Here is a 17,168-nt window from a genome sequence, read left to right on the forward strand (position 1 = left end):
AGCATGCGCATAGGCTTATACAAAAAAGAGCACAACATGACAGATAACATACGCTCTGCAATTATCGCCGAGGGCGGAGGCCAAAAAGGTATTTTTACAGCGGGCGTGCTGGATGCTTTTCTTGAGAAAAAGTTTACGCCTTTTGATTTAAAAGTGGGTGTCTCCGCGGGCGCACAAAACCTCGCGGCTTATTGTGCTCGCGCAAGTCAATATGCGCAAACCGCTATCGAATCTCTGACGACGGAGCAGCAGTTTTTCCGTCCCGCGCGATTTTTTACCGGTGGTAATGTCATTGACTTGGATTGGTATTTTCAACAAGTAGAGCACAGCGGCAAAGTACGGTTTCCAACTGAGCCTAATCACCTCACGCCGGAAAGTAACTTTTATGCGGTTGCAAGTCACTTAGACTCGCTTGAGCCACATTATTTGCATACCTGGCACGATAACATGTTTACCCATTTAAAGGCTTCTAGTGCAATCCCTTTTTTATATCGTCCAGGCGTTAAAGTTGCGGGTCACGGCATGATGGATGGTGGTGTAGCCGATCCTTTACCCGTACGCTGGGCACACAGTCAAGGGGCAAAGACTATTTGGGTGATCAGAACCATTGAGGCACATGACGATGGCAAAATGCCTGTGCTTGAGCGCTTAAAGCCAATCATGCGACGCGTTAATCAATCTCCTCGAATGTTTGAAATGTATCATCACTATCAAAGTCGCTATGCCGATGCGGTTAACTTTATGAATTCACCACCCGAAGATGTTAACGTCATTCAAATAGCGCCCAATAGACCACTGGAATCCATGATTTTAGGCTCAAGCCCAGAGACCTTAAAGTCAGATTATAAATTGGGATTTGAACTTGGATTAAAAGCGGTAGATAAATGGCGAGATATGCTTGAAGTAAGTGTAATGTGACAAGCAAGTCTCAGTTTGAGACTTGCTAAGTATTGTGTGCGTTTAAGACTTACGAATTGAAATAGAAGTCGCTTCAATATCAATTCGGCCGTCTTTAAACAAACCACCGATGGCTTTTTTAAAGTTAGCTTTAGAGGTAGAGAAAGTACGCTTGATTGCGTCAGGATCTGACTTATCGCCTAGCGGTAAATAGCCCCCACTTTCTTCGAGCTTGCTATAAATGATTTCCGCAAGGTCTTTAACCTTACCAATACCCGGCTTTTCTAACACGATATCAATCTTATCTTCGTCATGAACTGCTTTTACAAAGCCCTTCATGCGCTGACCAATATACATGCGCTTAAATACATCATTGAAAAAGACCAATCCAAAGTGTTTTTCATTGACTATCACTTTATAGCCAAGATCGGTTTTTGCCGCGACGATTAGGTCTACTTCTTCGAATTTTTCGTACTCGGCTTTTGATTTACTTAAAAACTTACCCAACGCACTAGACGCACAAATACGCTTACTGGCGTTGTCTAGGTAAAGCCTAACCAAATAGCTATAGCCGTCGCGCATTTTTGGTTTTTGTTCATTGAAAGGCGCTAACACGTCTTTTTCGATACCCAAATCCATAAAAGCACCAACTTTATTGATCTCTTTTACGCGAAGCAGGGCAAATTCACCGACTTGTGCAAGTGGCTTTTTGGTTGTTGCCGTTGCGTGTCCCAAGTTATCCAAATAGATAAACACTTCAACAGAGTCACCTTCTTCGGTGTGTTTTGGCACTTCTGCTCGAGGAAGAAACACATCACCAAGCTCACCACCGTTTAAATAAGCGCCTTCAGCGGTAAGCTCTTCAATGGTTAACATTTTGATTTGACCTAACATGATTATTCCTCGTCAGTTTGTGGTTTTGGTTTACGACGCATCGGCATAGAGCCGTCAATATCAATCGGTGGCGGGACCACTTTTCTCGGTTGTGATTTCTTAACCGGCTTTTTCTTAGGTTTACTTGTTTGCTTCGGTGTAGACTCTGCAGGGCGATTTTTACTCTGCTGTGGTTTTTGCTTAAGTCCTTTGAATTTACCAACAAGACCTGGGACTTCTTCAAAACGTAGTGGTTCATCAAGATAGTTTTTGATTGCCACATAGCTATCCCAATCTTTAGGACCAACAAATGAAATCGCAGTGCCTTTAAACCCAGCACGTCCTGTACGACCAATACGGTGGACATATTCTTCTGCCTGCTTAGGCAAGTCAAAATTCATAACATGAGTAACAGAGAGCAAATCGAGGCCGCGAGAGGCAACGTCTGTTGTCACGAGCACTTTATAGATACCACGGCTGAAGCTTTCCATGATGTCTAAGCGCTTACTTTGTGGCATATCGCCCGACAGCGATACCGCTTTAATCGACATCTCATTTAGTAGTTTGCTTAATCGGTCTGTGTCGCCACGGGTTGCGGTAAAGATAATGCACTGGCCTACGTCATCTTGTGTGATGAAATGTTTAAGCAACGCTTCTTTATGGTCTAAATGATCGGCAAAGTAGAGTGCTTGCTTAATGTCTTCATGCTGCTGGTGGGCATTGCTTAACATAATGCGCTTTGGCGATTTAAGTAATTGACGTGACGATGCTTCTACTTGAGTATGGTCTAGCGTGGCTGAAAATAGCAGCGTTTGTCTTTGGCGGTGATCCGCAGAGTCATTAATGACGTCTAACTGTTTTTCAAAGCCAAGGTCAAACATACGATCTGCTTCATCAAAAATAAGCAGTTCAAGACCGCCTAAAAATAATGAACGATTTTCAACGTGATCGGCAATACGACCAGGAGTACCCACCACAAAATGCGGGTCGCGGCGTAACGCTTTTACCTGATCATTGTAGTTTTCACCACCCAAAATCTTACAGACTTGAATATTAGTGCCAGCACACAATGCACGACACTCAGAGAACACTTGAGTCGCGAGTTCACGAGTTGGGGCAACGATAACCACGCGCGGATCGCGTTTGCTCAGCGCTTTTTGTTTCATTACACGCTGTACGGCAGGCAGCAAGAAGGCAAGGGTTTTGCCAGAGCCTGTTTTAGACTGCGCAAAAACATCGTGGCCAGCTAGAGCCGTTGGGATGGCATGCGCTTGGATCTCGGTAGGTTCCGTGATCCCTTGGTGAGCCAGTTGTTGTTCTAGGCGCGTATCTATCCCAAGTTCAGTGAATCTCAAGTCAATTTCTCCAAGTCTTGAATTTTAAAAACACGAGATTATACCAAAGCATAGACGCTATCGGATATAGAATTTGTGTTTTTTGCATTTTAATCAAAAATCCGTAAAATACGCGCCTCAGCGCCGGGTTTGCGACTCGGTTTTCGTGCTTTACACATCGTCATGCTTAATGTGTAAGCTAATCAAAGCTTAAATCTAGGAAAATACAATGTCAGAACAATACGTTGTTTGTGCTATGTACAAATTTGTCTCTTTACCTAACTATCAAGAGATCAGGCAGCCACTTCACGATGTGATGGAAGCGAATGAAGTTCGCGGCACGCTATTACTGGCCGAAGAGGGCATTAACGGTACGGTTGCTGGTAAGCGTGAAGGCATTGATGCTTTGCTTGCTTGGTTAGACAAACAACCGGGCCTTGATAACATCGTTTTTAAAGAGTCGTTCGACGAAACTTGTCCTTTCTACCGCACTAAAGTAAAGCTAAAGAAAGAAATCGTGACCATGGGTGTACAAGGTATCGACCCTAAAGAAGTGGTTGGTACGTATGTAAAACCGCAAGATTGGAATGCATTGATTTCAGACCCTGATGTTGTGCTCGTTGATACTCGCAACGACTATGAAATTGAGATCGGTACGTTTAAAAATGCCATCGACCCTAAAACAAAGACTTTCCGTGAATTTCCAGAATGGGCGCAAAATAACCTTAACCCAGAGCAGCACAAAAAAGTGGCTATGTTCTGTACGGGTGGGATCCGCTGTGAAAAATCAACCGCATACATGAAAGAGCAAGGCTTCGAAGAGGTGTATCACCTAGAAGGCGGTATTCTAAAGTATTTAGAAGAAGTGCCAAAAGAAGAAACCATGTGGGAAGGCGAGTGCTTTGTCTTTGATAACCGTGTTGCAGTCGATCACGACTTAAATAAAGGGTCCTACGACCAATGTCATGCTTGTCGTATGCCTATCACGGAAGAAGAAAAACAACTCGAAGAGTATATGGAAGGGGTGTCTTGTCACCATTGCCATAAAGACTTAACACCAGAGCAAGTGGCACGATTTGCTGAGCGTCAAAAGCAAATTGAGCTGGCAAAGCTTCGCGGCGAAGGTCATATCGGTCACGAAGCACAGGATGCTATTCGTAAGCGTAAAGAAGAAAAGTTAGCGCAAAAAGAAGCGCAACGTCAAAAGCGCTAAAGACGTACTAAACTAAAAATACATGACAAAGGGACCAGATGGTCCCTTTTTGTTGCTAAACCTTTTACTAATAGATATTAATGCACGCGCGTCTTTCGCTTTGCAAACTTTTCATATTGGGTGTGTAGCCTTTTCTAATTCTCGTCTTCAAATGAGTTGTTCTTTAGTACGAAATTAAAATTAAATCATATTAATCAATTAGATATGAAATGATTTCAGATTGGTGTCTTCCTTGCTTATTCAAAGGTTATCGCTGTAAATCTAAAAGTTTGATTTACGCCGTTAAATTTCTTGAAGGAGCTTTATGATGTCAAACACAGTAACTACAATTAATCCTGCGACAGAGCAACCCGTTAACGAATATACGTTAATGAGTTCGGATGAAGCGCAAAAGGCAGTGGACTTAGCCAATGACTGTTATTCATTTTGGAAGAAAACCACCTTCACACAAAGAGCGCAAAAGCTAAATAGGCTTGCTGACTTAATTGAACAAAATAAATCTAAGTTAGTCTCACTAATGACCGAGGAAATGGGCAAAGTGACGGAGCAAGGCGAGCAAGAAGTTTCTTTATGTGCTGAAATCTGCCGCTATACCGCTGAGCATGGTGAAAAAGAATTACAGGATGAGCATCGTGTATTTGAGCAGGGACATGCCATTATCACCTATCAACCAATAGGCGTGATCTTAGGAATACAGCCTTGGAACTTTCCGCTTTATCAGGTTATCAGATACAGTGTTTCGAACGTTATGGCGGGTAATACCACGGTAATGAAACATGCCTCAAATGTATTTGGAATGGCTAAATTAATTGAAGAATTGTACCTAGAGGCAGGTTTTCCAAAAGGTTGTTACCAGTCACTGTTAATAGACGGCGAAACGGCAAGCGAATTGATAAAGAATCCACATATTCGCGGTGTGACATTTACCGGTAGTGACAAAATAGGCAAACAAGTTGCAAAACAAGCTGCTGAGCTTTCTAAGAAAACCGTCCTAGAGCTTGGTAGTAACGATGCCTTTGTGGTGCTGGCAGATGCAGATATTAATAAAGCGGTGTCGGCGTGTATCCAAGGTCGTATTGTCAATAACGGTGAAACCTGTGTTGCCGCGAAGCGCTTTATTATTGTTGAAGAAATCTATGAGCAATTTAGAGATGCTTTCGTGGCAGGATTTAAGCAGCTCAAGGTGGGAGACCCAACGGCAGCAGACACCGACTTAGGTCCAATGGCGCGTAAAGACTTACGCGACGAATTACACCAACAAGTTGAAGAATCGGTTAATGCGGGTGCAAACTGTACACTTGGTGGAGAAATTCCAAAGCAAAAAGGATTTTATTATCCTGTCACCATTTTGGAGGACGTTAAACCCGGCATGCCTGCGTATGATGATGAGTTATTTGGCCCTGTGGCGTCGCTTATTCGCGTGAATGATGAGGCCGAGGCAATGATGGTCGCAAATGATTCGCGCTACGGCTTAGGTGGCGGTATTTTTTCTGAAGACACGCAACGTGCGACGGAGCTTGCTATCAAGGATTTTGACACTGGCATGGTGAACATCAATGGCTATTCGCTGGCACAACCGAATTTACCATTTGGTGGTGTGAAAGACAGTGGCTATGGCAGAGAGCATGGCGGCTTTGGGATCAAAGAGTTTGTTAACGTGAAGACTGTGATGGTCGCAAGCGCTGAATAACGCAAACTGATTTTTGACGTTAGCTTTTACGCATGAGCCAGTAGTACTGGCTCTTTGCATTTTAAATTGGTTATAATTCGCGTCCATTTTTTACAGTGAGAAGACTCGTGGGCGAAGCAAGCTTAAATACCTTACATTTAATGGCAACTGATCCAAGCGCAGTGGCGCAAGCGGCTGAGCTTACATGTGATGGTCAACTTGTTGCTGTTCCAACTGAAACCGTTTACGGCTTAGCGGCAGATGCGAGGCAACCTGATGCGGTAAAGAAAATCTTTGCAGCGAAAGGGCGTCCAGCAGATCATCCCTTAATCGTACACCTCGCCGATAAGTCATTGGTCACTGAATGGGTGGAAACATTACCAGACTACTTTGATGCGCTAGCAGATGCGTTTTGGCCGGGGCCACTGACGATCGTTGCCAAAAAGCAAGCTCATGTGAGCGATATCGTGACTGGCGGGCACCCAACGGTGGGTTTACGTGTGCCAAATCATCCCGCGATGCTGGCATTATTGCAGCGCATTAACTCGGGACTTGCCGCACCTTCTGCTAATCCTTACAAAAAAATCAGCCCAACCACCGCCGAGCAAGTTTTGTTTGGATTGTCGGGCAAGATAGCTGCAGTGTTAGACGGCGGCCCATGTGAAGTGGGACTTGAGTCTACGATTGTAGATATATCTTCTGCTACACCGAGGATTTTACGAGCAGGACCAATTACCAAAGCTGAACTCGAAGCGGTGCTAAATATTAAAGTGGATGAGCCTGATGTGCACACCGTAGCCGTTCCCGGTAACGTAAAAGCCCATTACCAACCAAGCAAGCCACTTACCCTGTTGTCAACGGAAGAGTTAGTTACTCGCCTAAGCGGCCAGTGCGAAGCTAACACGGGTGTGATGTATTATTCATTGCAAATTGAGCGAATGATCTCTGAGAATTCAGAAAACAACGAGCTGGTGGATCTCAAACTTGGTGCTGACAAAGCCAAGTATGCGCAGGGACTTTATCACGGTTTACATCAGTTGGATCAATCAAGTGCAACCGAGATTTTGTTGGAAGCACCACCAACAACGCCTGAGTGGCGCGATGTTAACGACAGACTAATGCGCGCGGCCGCACAATAGACATAATTTGGCGCGGTAGCCTATCGCGCCTTACTCTGCCTCAATCTTTACATAACTTTACCTTACTTTACATGGGCTTATCTTGCCTTTGAAACGCTGCAAGGCATACTGCATCTTATCGCACTTATACTGTGTGTTATCGAATAGTTCATCTTGATATGAGTGATTAACTGTTACACTCAAATATAGCTAAGAACAATGGAAATTATTAAGGTTAATATGTGTAAAGTAACGCGCTTGGTGGTTTTTACGGCCACTATGCTGATAACCAATGCCGCTTTGGCTAAACCTTCGCAAGTGATTGCAGAGCCTATTCAATTTGAAAGCAGTAGCCAGCAAATTCAGGCAGTAGGTAATGCTGAAGCTATTCAATCAGTTATTTTGTATCCCGCGATTGGTGATAAGGTGACTGCGGTACATTTTAAACCGGGCGATCAGGTTGAAGCGGGTACTTTGCTATTGGAGCTAGACTCACGTCGCCAAAAAGCGGCACTTGAGGAAGCTAAAATTCGTCTTGCAGATGCGCAGCGTACCGTTGACCGCCTAACCGATAGCCAAAAGCGCGGCGCCGTCCCAATTAATGAATTAGATAAAGCGGTAACGGACAGAGACTTAGCAAAGGTCGCATTGATCCAAGCTAAGAATGAATTAGAAGACCGCCAAGTGATCGCCCCTTTTTCTGGCGTAATGGGACTCACCGACGTTGAGGTTGGAGATCGCATTACCACCCAAACCGCGATTGCGAGTATCGACAACTTTGATAAGTTGTATGTTCAATTTGCTGCACCGGAATCTGCCTATGGCATGCTTAAATCGACCGATAGCGTGCTGCTGACACCTTGGAATGATAATTCAACACGGATAGATGCAAAGATAGCGCAAATGGACTCTAGAATAGACCCAACAGCCCGCACACTAAAAGTCAAAGCCATCTTTGAAAACCGCAATGACCGTTTTTTGCCTGGAATGAGCTTTAGAGTAACACTAACGGTATTAGGTGAAGAGTTTGCCGTTATTCCTGAAGCTGCATTACTTTGGGGCGCAACAGGTCCATATGTATGGAAAGAAGTAGATGGCAAAGCTAAGCGTATTGATGTGAAAATCCAACAGCGTTTGCCGGGTAAATTGTTAGTATCAGGCGATTTGGCTGCAAGAGAGTTATTAGTTGTAGAAGGGGTGCAACGTCTTCGTCCTGGGCAAGAAATTGCGGTGACGAATGCACTGGCGAAGGAATAAATCGTGACTAAACCGGAGTTACCACAGTTGCAAGATTTACCGTCGATGGCTATTCGCCGTCCGGTATTAATCGTTGTATTAAATTTATTGATTATTATTGCAGGTATTGCTGCACTGGCCGGGGTTGAAGTTCGTGAACTGCCTGATGTAGATAGGCCGCGTTTAACGGTGTCCGCATCGTTTCCTGGCGGCTCGCCTGAGACCGTCGACACCGAAGTAACGAGTAAGTTAGAAGGCGCAGTCGCACGTGTCAGTGGTGTAAAAAGCATTCGTGCACAAAGTGAAGAGAATAATGCGCGTATTGTGGTTGAATTTCGTCCCGGTATTAACCTAGATGATGCAGCAAACGAAACACGCGAATCCGTTTCTCGAGTACAAAGAGAGCTACCTGAAGAAGTTGAGCGGGTGTCTATTATTAAAGCGGATAATGATGCAGAAGCGGTGGTATCTTTAACCGTAAGCAGTGCCTCTTTGACACTTGAGGGGTTAACAGAACGTGTAGAAAAAGACTTAGCGCCACAGTTTTTAACTATTCCGGGCGTAGCTGATGTGCGCTTGAATGGCGATAGAGAGCGGGTGCTGCGCGTAAGGCTTGACCCCTTAAAACTGACTAGCTTTAATCTAACTGTTCCTGATGTTGCTGCGGCGCTTAGACAAGCCCCGTTTGATGTACCAGCAGGCAGTTTAAAGTCGGATGATCAGCAGTTAATTGTCCGTGCTGATGCCACGTCAGTCACCGCTGAACAGGTGAGCGATATCATCGTTCGTGGTGAGACTCGATGGAGAGCCGGTAATTGGCCTTGAAATTATTCGCCAAGCACAGTCCAATACCATTGAAATCTCAGATGAAGTATTGCAGCTCGTTGATAAGATAAAAGTACGCTTTCCAGATCTGGAGCTATTCGTCACCTCCGATGATGCACAGTTTATTCGTTCATCCGTAGATGAAGTCTTGAGCTCTTTAGTGATAACCATATTGTTGGTGGTATTCACGCTTTGGGTATTTATTGGCTCGTGGCGTGCGACGCTTATTCCAGCTTTTGCGATCCCGGTCGCGCTTATCGGTTCTTTGGCGCTGATCTGGGCGCTTGGCTTCTCTGTTAATATTTTAACCTTGTTAGCACTGGTGTTGGCCACTGGACTTATCGTCGATGATGCGATTGTTGTTAGTGAAAATATTCAGCGTCGCCGTGGCGAAGGGATAGGTCGTCGCGCTGCGGCGGTTCTTGGGACAAGAGAAGTCTTCTTTGCTGTAGTCGCGACAACCGCAGTACTTGCTGCGGTATTCGTACCGATTGCCTTTTTACCGTCAACTGCGGGCCGACTGTTCAGGGAGTTTGGTGGCGTGTTAGCTGGTGCCGTGATTATTTCTTCATTTGTAGCACTGTCATTGGTGCCAGCATTAACCTCTAAGTTAAAAGTAAAGCAAGATAGCAAAAAGCATCTATTTTCGAGTATTGGTGTGAAACTCGCAAAAATGTATCGCGGTACGATCCACTGGGTACTTGACCATGCATGGCTAACCTTTGGTGTATTTTTGGTTATTGCGAGCTTATCTGGTGCGCTCTATTCGCAATTGGATAATGAGCTTTTGCCATCTGAAGACAGAGGTAAGATCCGGATTTTCGCAAGAGGGCCTGACGGTGTTGGTCTTAACTTTATGGATAGGCAAGCCAAACAAATGGAAGACATTTTGTTACCTTTTGTAGAAAGTGGAGAAATAGAGTCAATCTATACGGTTGTTGGTCAGTGGGATCCCAATATCGTGTTCATAACTGTGCCATTAAAGCATTGGGATGAGCGTCATTTCTCGCAACAGGAAATTATCGATAAGATCAGAGGACCGCTTGGCAACATACCCGGTGCACCTGCTCGTGCCTTTGGTGCAAATAGCTTAAACCTAAGAGGCCAAGGTGGTGGTATCGAGCTTGCGCTACTTGGTAACGACTATTTAGAGATCTTTAAAGCAGCGCAACAATTTGCGGCTTTGGTTGAAAAAGAAATGCCAGACGTGGCTCCGGTGCAAATCTCTTATCAACCTTCGCAACCTCAGCTGCGCGTAAACATTGACCGTCGAAGAGCAGAAGAGCTTGGCGTTAGTTTGAGTGATATTTCAACGACACTTAGGGCAGCCATTAATGGCGATGATGTTGCTGATTTGAATGTTGGCGATCAATCCATACCAATTATGCTGCAAGCTCAAAACCATACCATCAGAGATCCAAGTGATTTGGCCAATCTTTATGTTGGCAGCCGCTCTGGTGCATTAGTTCCGCTAAGTAGCCTTGCCGTTATTGTAGAAGAGGGCGTAGCTGCTGAGCTTGAACGCCATGCTCAGCGTCGTAGTATCGAGCTGGATATGAAACAGCCAGAAGACATGCCAATGGCTGAAGTGGTTGAAAAATTACGAGCGCTGGCAGATCAGAGTTTACCCGACAGCGTGACGCTGGCGTTTAAAGGGGAAGCGTTAACGTTTGAAGAAACGGCAAACGAAGTGTTACTTACCTATGTGCTGGCGTTTTTGATTGTGTTGCTTGTACTTGCTGCGCAATTTGAAAGCGTGAATAGTGCCGTTGTAGTTATGATCACAGTTCCGTTTGGGATCACCTCTGCCATATTGGCGCTGTATCTTACTGGAACTTCGCTAAACATATATTCGCAAATCGGCTTAGTGATGTTGATTGGTTTAATTGCTAAAAATGCCATCTTGTTAGTTGAGTTCGCTGATCAGTTGCGTGACAAAGGACGGTCAGTAAGACAAGCTGTTGAAGAAGCTGCGGTGATCCGTTTGCGTCCTATCATGATGACTTTGGTGTCCACATTGCTTGGTGCTTTACCGTTGATTTTATCGGTAGGCGCAGGTGCTGAGTCGAGAAATGCAATCGGCTGGGTTGTATTTGGCGGTTTAGGCTTGGCGGTTTTCTTTACGCTTTACCTCACACCTGTCGTTTATCTCGGTTTAGCGAGATTTACAAAACCGAGGGCGGATGAAACCAAATTATTAGTGGATGAACTTGATAAAGCTGAAAGTTAAATTTCCCTGTTAAAAATAAAGTAAGGTGAGCGCAGCAACAGCTGCGCTTTTTTTATACCGCGATTAATGTTGTGGTAACACATTCTTTGATACTTTTTGTTGAACTTTTCATTATTTAAACTGTCACAACCGATGTGGTTGTTTTATGGCCAGTATGTTTGCTATCCTAAGACAGTAAATCCTGTTTTCTATAACAATAATAAAAATAACAAGCTAATTGAAAGAAGATGTGCCATGGGTAATTTATTTTTAAAAGAAAGGGAAAATTGGACCGCTTGGATTATTTGGAGCTTGATAGGATGCACGGCTACCGTTGCATTATCGAGTTATACCAGTGAGATATGGATGGGGCTATTAGCGCCTATCTTGGTATTAGGATTACTAACAACATGGATGAGTTACACCAAGCGATTTGATTTTTCCAGAGCATTCAAAGTGCTCAGTACCGTTGTGTTGTTTTCATCTATTCCCGTTATCATTGAAAAAGTGCTGCCTGCGAAAAACGCAGTCATTGGTGTGATTGATTCTGGGATCATCGTGATTGCAATGGTTATCGCCAGTTGTATTTTTGCTTACATTGCCAAAAGGCCAAAGCAATATTATTGATTATTCGGCTATTATTTGCGCTTTTGAATGCAAAAATCGAAATAGTGCTTTACAACCGCTGGATATCTCCATAAAATGCGCGCCAACAACGGAGAGATGGCTGAGTGGTTGAAAGCACCGGTCTTGAAAACCGGCATACGTTAATAGCGTATCTAGGGTTCAAATCCCTATCTCTCCGCCACCTCATTCCCAAAACCGCCTCCAAATGGCGGTTTTTTTCGTTTGGAGGCGTGTATGTCTGCGGCTAGTAATATGGCAATAATAAAACATAGTTCTATTTGGATTGTATTTAGTTATTTTTATCTTAGTGGCCTAAACATGGCGCTAACGTTGTCGATTGATTCGCAACAAGATCCTGATATTGCGATGACGCTGCTGCATGTTTTTTTATTTAATTGCCTTGTTGGTCATCTGATCACTAAGTATGAAAAATCATGGCCAGAAATCGCCAGTGTGGTTATTGCATTATTTGGTGTGGTTGGATTTGGGCACTACTTTGTTGGTAGCTTGGGAGAGTACAGTGATGAGCTCAATATTGGTCTTGTATTATTGCTGCCATTCGCAACCTTTGTAATTAAAAAACTCAAACAATATGCCGAAGAGAAAGCCGCTAGCTAGCGGTTTTTTTGTGTCCGACGAATAGCTCGACTGCTTGATAATCAAACAGCTCCGGTATCTTGCCTATTTTGGCTGTGATACAATCTAAGATTCTTGTTAATAAAAAATATGGAAAGACTATGTCTCAATTCAACACAGACGCAGATAAAGCGAGCTACGGTATTGGTTTACAAATGGGTGAGCAACTTAAAGCAAACCCTTTTGAAGGTCTAAACCTTAACTCTGTATTCGAAGGTATGAAAGACGCTTATGCTGGTGACAGCTTCCGCGTTGAGATCCCTGAAATTCAAGCGGCATTTGAGAAGATCAATGCTGAAATCCAACAGCGTCGTGAAGAAGAAGCTAAAGTGTTAGCAGCTGAAGGTGTTGCGTTTCTAGAAGAAAATGCAAAACGTGCTGAAGTAACAGTAACTGAGTCAGGTCTTCAGTATGAAGTAGTTGAAACTGGCGAAGGCGATAAGCCTGTTGAAGATTCAAAAGTACGTGTTCATTACCACGGTACTCTAATCAACGGTACGACTTTTGATAGCTCATACGAGCGCGGCCAACCAGCTGAATTCCCAGTAAATGGCGTGATCAAAGGTTGGACTGAAGCACTTCAAATGATGCCAGCAGGTTCTAAATGGCGTCTATACGTACCGCATGAGCTTGCATACGGCGAGCGTGGTGCGGGTGCTGCAATCGCACCTTTCTCAACGTTGATCTTTGACGTTGAGCTACTAGACGTACTTTAAGTCTATGCTTTGAGTGGATCTGTTGGATCCACTCTATTATTCCATTTAGCGTTAATACTCCCTCAAATTGAGCGACTAAATAACAAAAGCTTTTACCTTGCCCATAGCTGTGCTATCGACAAGATTTTCTCGTCTCAAAATGGATCATTGAGTTACGCTAGTTGGTATTACTTTTTCGACATATTTTCTTTAACCCGCCTCATTGCTTCCATTCAATACTAAATACACATTCTCCCAAAGCTTGGCTAATGCAATTAGGTAGTCAGATGTTTGAAAATGGGGACAGACGCTGTCGCCATAGATCACGGCTTTAAGTTGTTCAAGTACGGCTAAGTTGGCTTTATCGCGCAATGTCACTATTTCATTCACCGTAAACGCATGTTGCTCAAGCAGGTAGTGGCTCCGCCACTCTTTACTGGACATAGTGATAGGTGATGGTAACCAAGTTAATGGACCATAAGTATCGCTTAGCAGTAATGTGCCATGGTTGAATATGGCTGAGACTCTGTGATTGATAAATGTTGCTGAGCCATCATCAAACTCAGACGCAAAGTTTTGACAAAGCAGCGAAATGGACATCGCCCCGCGTTGTAGCAAAATACTAGCAAACGCACTCGGAGTAGCCTTTGGTTGAATGGCAACTGTCACATCAACTTCGTCGGTAAATAGACGACAAATTAAATCCAGTCCCGAATACAGTGTCCTGAGGTTGACGGCGAGGTCTAGATGCATACATTGGCCATGTGCTGCGGCACTGAAGTAGTTGTCATAGAAAGAGCGAATAGGATACAAATCGGCGAAATGGGCGTTCACCCAGAATCTAACACCATTAGCTTTGGCAACTGCTAGTGCCTGTGCCATCGAGGTCGGCCCAATTGGATGTTCACAAATTACATGGATATGTTTTTCTAATAGTGCGATAGTAATCTCAATACCGGCATCGCCAGCGATAGCCACACAAGCAATATCCACTTGTTTGTCTGTTATCTGCTCTGCATCGGTGTAATGTGGTACGGCAAAGGACTGAGCGTACTGTGTTGAGCGAAGACCACCAGTTGACAATATGCCACTGAGCATCAATCCCGTATTTTGAAACTGTAATGCCCGAATATAAGTAGCACCGTAATTTGTTCCGCATACTAAAATTTTCATAGCGAGTCCTTATGCAATGGGGTGTGGATACAAGTTAACCGCGCGACCAGCCAAGAGTTTATGCAATCTTGGGTTGTCAATGCGCTTGAATTGTTCACCAAAATGAATGGGCTGCATATTAACACCAACAGCTCGAGCCACTCTAAATGGACTTAATGCAACGTCTGAAGCAGTGACATCAACAATGGCAATATCAACTCCCGCTTTGGTAATGCGCTGTCTTAGATCTGCGGCTCCCTCAAGTGTAGGATAAGGCCAACATGATAGCGGTTTAGATACAGATGCAGGCTGTCTCATAAAGTTAAAGGCGGATAAGTGTGCACCAGAGAAATAAAATGCAGCATGATCCTCTAACGTCCTGACCTGCTCTACGGTTTGTGGAGCTTTATGTCCACTCTGCATTAGGCTGCAAAGATAGGGCATAACATGACCTTGCTCCAATAATGCTTTGGTGACAGCCACATTGATGTTGTCATGGGTTGCTAGTGAAACTGATACCGCAGGGGTGGTGATGCCATCGCCTAGACCAAGGCAAACCACCGTTGGGATATGGATGCCGACGTCAAGAAGGTATAACTCTAGCGCTATGCCTTGCTGTGTTATCGATCCGACCATGAGTTTCAACTTGCCAGTTAGCAGCGAGTCGGCATCTAATCTAGTACAAGGGAGTTGGGCGTACCAGGTAAGCATCATCGCATCTCTTTCAATGAGTTCGAAGCAGGCTCTGACAGCGGCATCTTCGTTATCTTTACCTGCCGCTAAGCCATTAGAAGAAACTTGACTGAATTGTTCTTCATAAGGGCAAGTAAAATTAAAGTAGCTCACTAAAGCGGGTACCCAAGTAGCGCGACTTGTGCCAATCCAATTGCCTTCAACCCAATGAATTTTTTGTTTACTTCGCCATTTGCTAAAGGGAAACCCAGGTGTTGCATACTGCTCGGGAGAATAGAGGACCAGATCTGCTGGGTTTACGTAGTCTCCTTGAAGTTGATTTACCGTGGCATAACGACATTTACGAATATCGTATCTTGCAGCCGAATAACGTTCAAGCGCTTCACCAACCGCACTAATATGAGCAGAAAGCGAGTCTAACCCTTTACCTGAACCAACTTGGCCTTGTGTTCTCGGATCAAACTGACCACTTGTAAAACTACTTAGACTAGCAGATGCGGTGATAGGGAATTCAGGCAAGTGGGATGCATGGCCCGTTAATTGTTTTATCACGCCAAACTCTGGGTCTATCCAACCTCGCATCACCTTTTTAAATTGTTCAACTGTCTGTAATTCAGAAATGGCCGGTAAGGTGTTATTGCTAGCAGAGATATCTTGTACGCTAGGGCCAGAGCATACTGCGCATTCAGGGACTGGAATAATAGGGTGAAGCGAGCTTTCTCCACTAACCAAATTGGTTGTTCTGGTAGTATTTTGCAGCACAGATTGCGTGTACTGTAACAAAATGGTTTGTATATCAGTTGCAGCCTGCATTGCGATTGATGCTGACATACTACTTAAAATTGAATGGGCTCGAGCGCCGGAATGTGCTTTATTCGTGATTTCATCAATCTTATGTGCAGTTTGCGGATTTACTGCAGTGCCAAGTTTTCGCAGTCGTAAACAGTTCCAGCATCCACCGCCTTGATTGGTAACATATGGACCTACATGCCCGGTTAGCCCATCAATAGAGACGTAAAAAGTAGGTAGTGCAATCTTAGCTAAATGCGTGGCGATGTTGGTATGCGCACTGAGCGAGTCCGATGGCAGAGAAATAACGACCAGATCCCAGTTTTGAAGGATAACTTCATCTAATGGGGAGTTCAGTTCGGCCGTTTGTGCACTAACTTCTGAGTGAACAAAGCGTTGCTTTAGGTAGTCTGTGAAGGCATCGACCGTTGTAGTATTACTTGGCAGGTGATTAACTGCATGATGATAATATCCACTTTGGTTAGTACAATTAGCATCATCAAGAATATGAATATACCCCACGCCAGCATTTAATAGCTCTTCTAGCATAGGCATCGCCCAAGGCGTTAACCCTATACACAGAATACGGTTATTCTGGAGTGTTCGTGGATCGCGCTTTGCCTCATTTTGCCACGCGTTAATAAAGCGGTATTGTTCAGGCCAAGGAGCTGAGGTTGAGTTGATAACAACGCGTTCAATGAGACCTTTTTGCTCCAATAAGCGCAATAATTGTTCAACACTAGCGCTAGAGTATTGCGTTATCTGTGATGCGATCTCATCGAGGCCAAAGTCACCTTTTAATAAAGGAATAATGTCGTCAACAAAAGCACTTATGTCTTTTCCATGGAGTTGAAAATCTCCAAGATCAGAGCGTAGCAATACTCCCTCATCGTTAGGTAAGATACTTGCGGCAGGTGATAGCCTTATTTTATCTTTATTCATATGCATCCTCTGTAAGTTATGGAAGCCCCGATAAAGAGGCTTCACTAATGTCTTTATCCTTGAACTGCACTCAACATACAGCAATAAATTGGACCTGGTGTACAGGTATAACATTGGTATGTTGGGTTACTTCCGGCACACAATTGTGCACCTTGAAAGTGATTAACAGAGGGTTGACACAACACACACTGTGTTGGCTGGCAAGTAACGCACTGCGGTTGACATAAAACACATTGTGTAGGCTGGCAAGGAACGCACTG

At 44.2% G+C, this 17,168-nt stretch carries 12 protein-coding genes, 1 tRNA gene and 1 pseudogene; 10 read left to right on the top strand and 4 right to left on the bottom strand.

Annotated elements, in window-relative coordinates; all coding sequences use genetic code 11:
* Positions 1–36: 36 nt before the first annotated feature.
* On the top strand, positions 37–918 hold the full coding sequence (locus B1L02_RS08180; protein ID WP_088530633.1) for a patatin-like phospholipase family protein: 882 nt from the start codon (positions 37–39) through the stop codon (positions 916–918).
* A 42-nt stretch (positions 919–960) separates the two neighbouring features.
* Here B1L02_RS08180 and B1L02_RS08185 read toward each other — a convergent pair whose 3' ends face one another.
* Complete coding sequence (locus B1L02_RS08185) at positions 961–1,791, bottom strand: S1 RNA-binding domain-containing protein (RefSeq protein WP_010379092.1); 831 nt, start codon at positions 1,789–1,791, stop codon at positions 961–963.
* Between the two features lie 2 nt (positions 1,792–1,793).
* The gene (locus B1L02_RS08190) at positions 1,794–3,125 is read right to left on the bottom strand and encodes a DEAD/DEAH box helicase (RefSeq protein WP_088530634.1); all 1,332 of its coding nucleotides are present in this window, start codon (positions 3,123–3,125) and stop codon (positions 1,794–1,796) included.
* A 208-nt stretch (positions 3,126–3,333) separates the two neighbouring features.
* Between B1L02_RS08190 and B1L02_RS08195 the strand changes: the two genes are divergently transcribed.
* From B1L02_RS08195 to B1L02_RS08235, 9 genes and pseudogenes are all read left to right on the top strand, one after another.
* On the top strand, positions 3,334–4,317 hold the full coding sequence (locus B1L02_RS08195; RefSeq protein WP_088530635.1) for a rhodanese-related sulfurtransferase: 984 nt from the start codon (positions 3,334–3,336) through the stop codon (positions 4,315–4,317).
* A 307-nt stretch (positions 4,318–4,624) separates the two neighbouring features.
* Positions 4,625–6,007, top strand: a complete 1,383-nt coding sequence (locus B1L02_RS08200) for an NAD-dependent succinate-semialdehyde dehydrogenase (protein ID WP_088530636.1) — start codon at positions 4,625–4,627, stop codon at positions 6,005–6,007.
* Between the two features lie 107 nt (positions 6,008–6,114).
* On the top strand, positions 6,115–7,125 hold the full coding sequence (locus B1L02_RS08205; RefSeq protein ID WP_088530637.1) for an L-threonylcarbamoyladenylate synthase: 1,011 nt from the start codon (positions 6,115–6,117) through the stop codon (positions 7,123–7,125).
* A 198-nt stretch (positions 7,126–7,323) separates the two neighbouring features.
* Positions 7,324–8,361, top strand: coding sequence for an efflux RND transporter periplasmic adaptor subunit (locus tag B1L02_RS08210; RefSeq protein WP_088530638.1), 1,038 nt, complete (start codon positions 7,324–7,326; stop codon positions 8,359–8,361).
* Positions 8,362–8,406: 45 nt separating this feature from the next.
* Positions 8,407–11,395, top strand: a pseudogene (locus B1L02_RS08215) (efflux RND transporter permease subunit).
* A gap of 234 nt (positions 11,396–11,629) precedes the next feature.
* On the top strand, positions 11,630–12,001 hold the full coding sequence (locus B1L02_RS08220) for a hypothetical protein (RefSeq protein WP_088530639.1): 372 nt from the start codon (positions 11,630–11,632) through the stop codon (positions 11,999–12,001).
* Between the two features lie 90 nt (positions 12,002–12,091).
* A tRNA-Ser gene (locus tag B1L02_RS08225) sits at positions 12,092–12,182 on the top strand.
* 53 nt (positions 12,183–12,235) lie between these two features.
* Complete coding sequence (locus B1L02_RS08230; protein WP_088530640.1) at positions 12,236–12,619, top strand: hypothetical protein; 384 nt, start codon at positions 12,236–12,238, stop codon at positions 12,617–12,619.
* Positions 12,620–12,738: 119 nt separating this feature from the next.
* The gene (locus B1L02_RS08235; RefSeq protein ID WP_010604796.1) at positions 12,739–13,353 is read left to right on the top strand and encodes an FKBP-type peptidyl-prolyl cis-trans isomerase; all 615 of its coding nucleotides are present in this window, start codon (positions 12,739–12,741) and stop codon (positions 13,351–13,353) included.
* A gap of 189 nt (positions 13,354–13,542) precedes the next feature.
* Here B1L02_RS08235 and B1L02_RS08240 read toward each other — a convergent pair whose 3' ends face one another.
* On the bottom strand, positions 13,543–14,505 hold the full coding sequence (locus B1L02_RS08240; RefSeq protein WP_088530641.1) for a Gfo/Idh/MocA family oxidoreductase: 963 nt from the start codon (positions 14,503–14,505) through the stop codon (positions 13,543–13,545).
* Positions 14,506–14,514: 9 nt separating this feature from the next.
* Positions 14,515–16,908, bottom strand: a complete 2,394-nt coding sequence (locus B1L02_RS08245; protein WP_088530642.1) for a TOMM precursor leader peptide-binding protein — start codon at positions 16,906–16,908, stop codon at positions 14,515–14,517.
* Positions 16,909–17,168: the final 260 nt, after the last annotated feature.

It is taken from the genome of Pseudoalteromonas piscicida (assembly GCF_002208135.1).
GTDB classification, from domain to species: domain Bacteria; phylum Pseudomonadota; class Gammaproteobacteria; order Enterobacterales; family Alteromonadaceae; genus Pseudoalteromonas; species Pseudoalteromonas piscicida_A.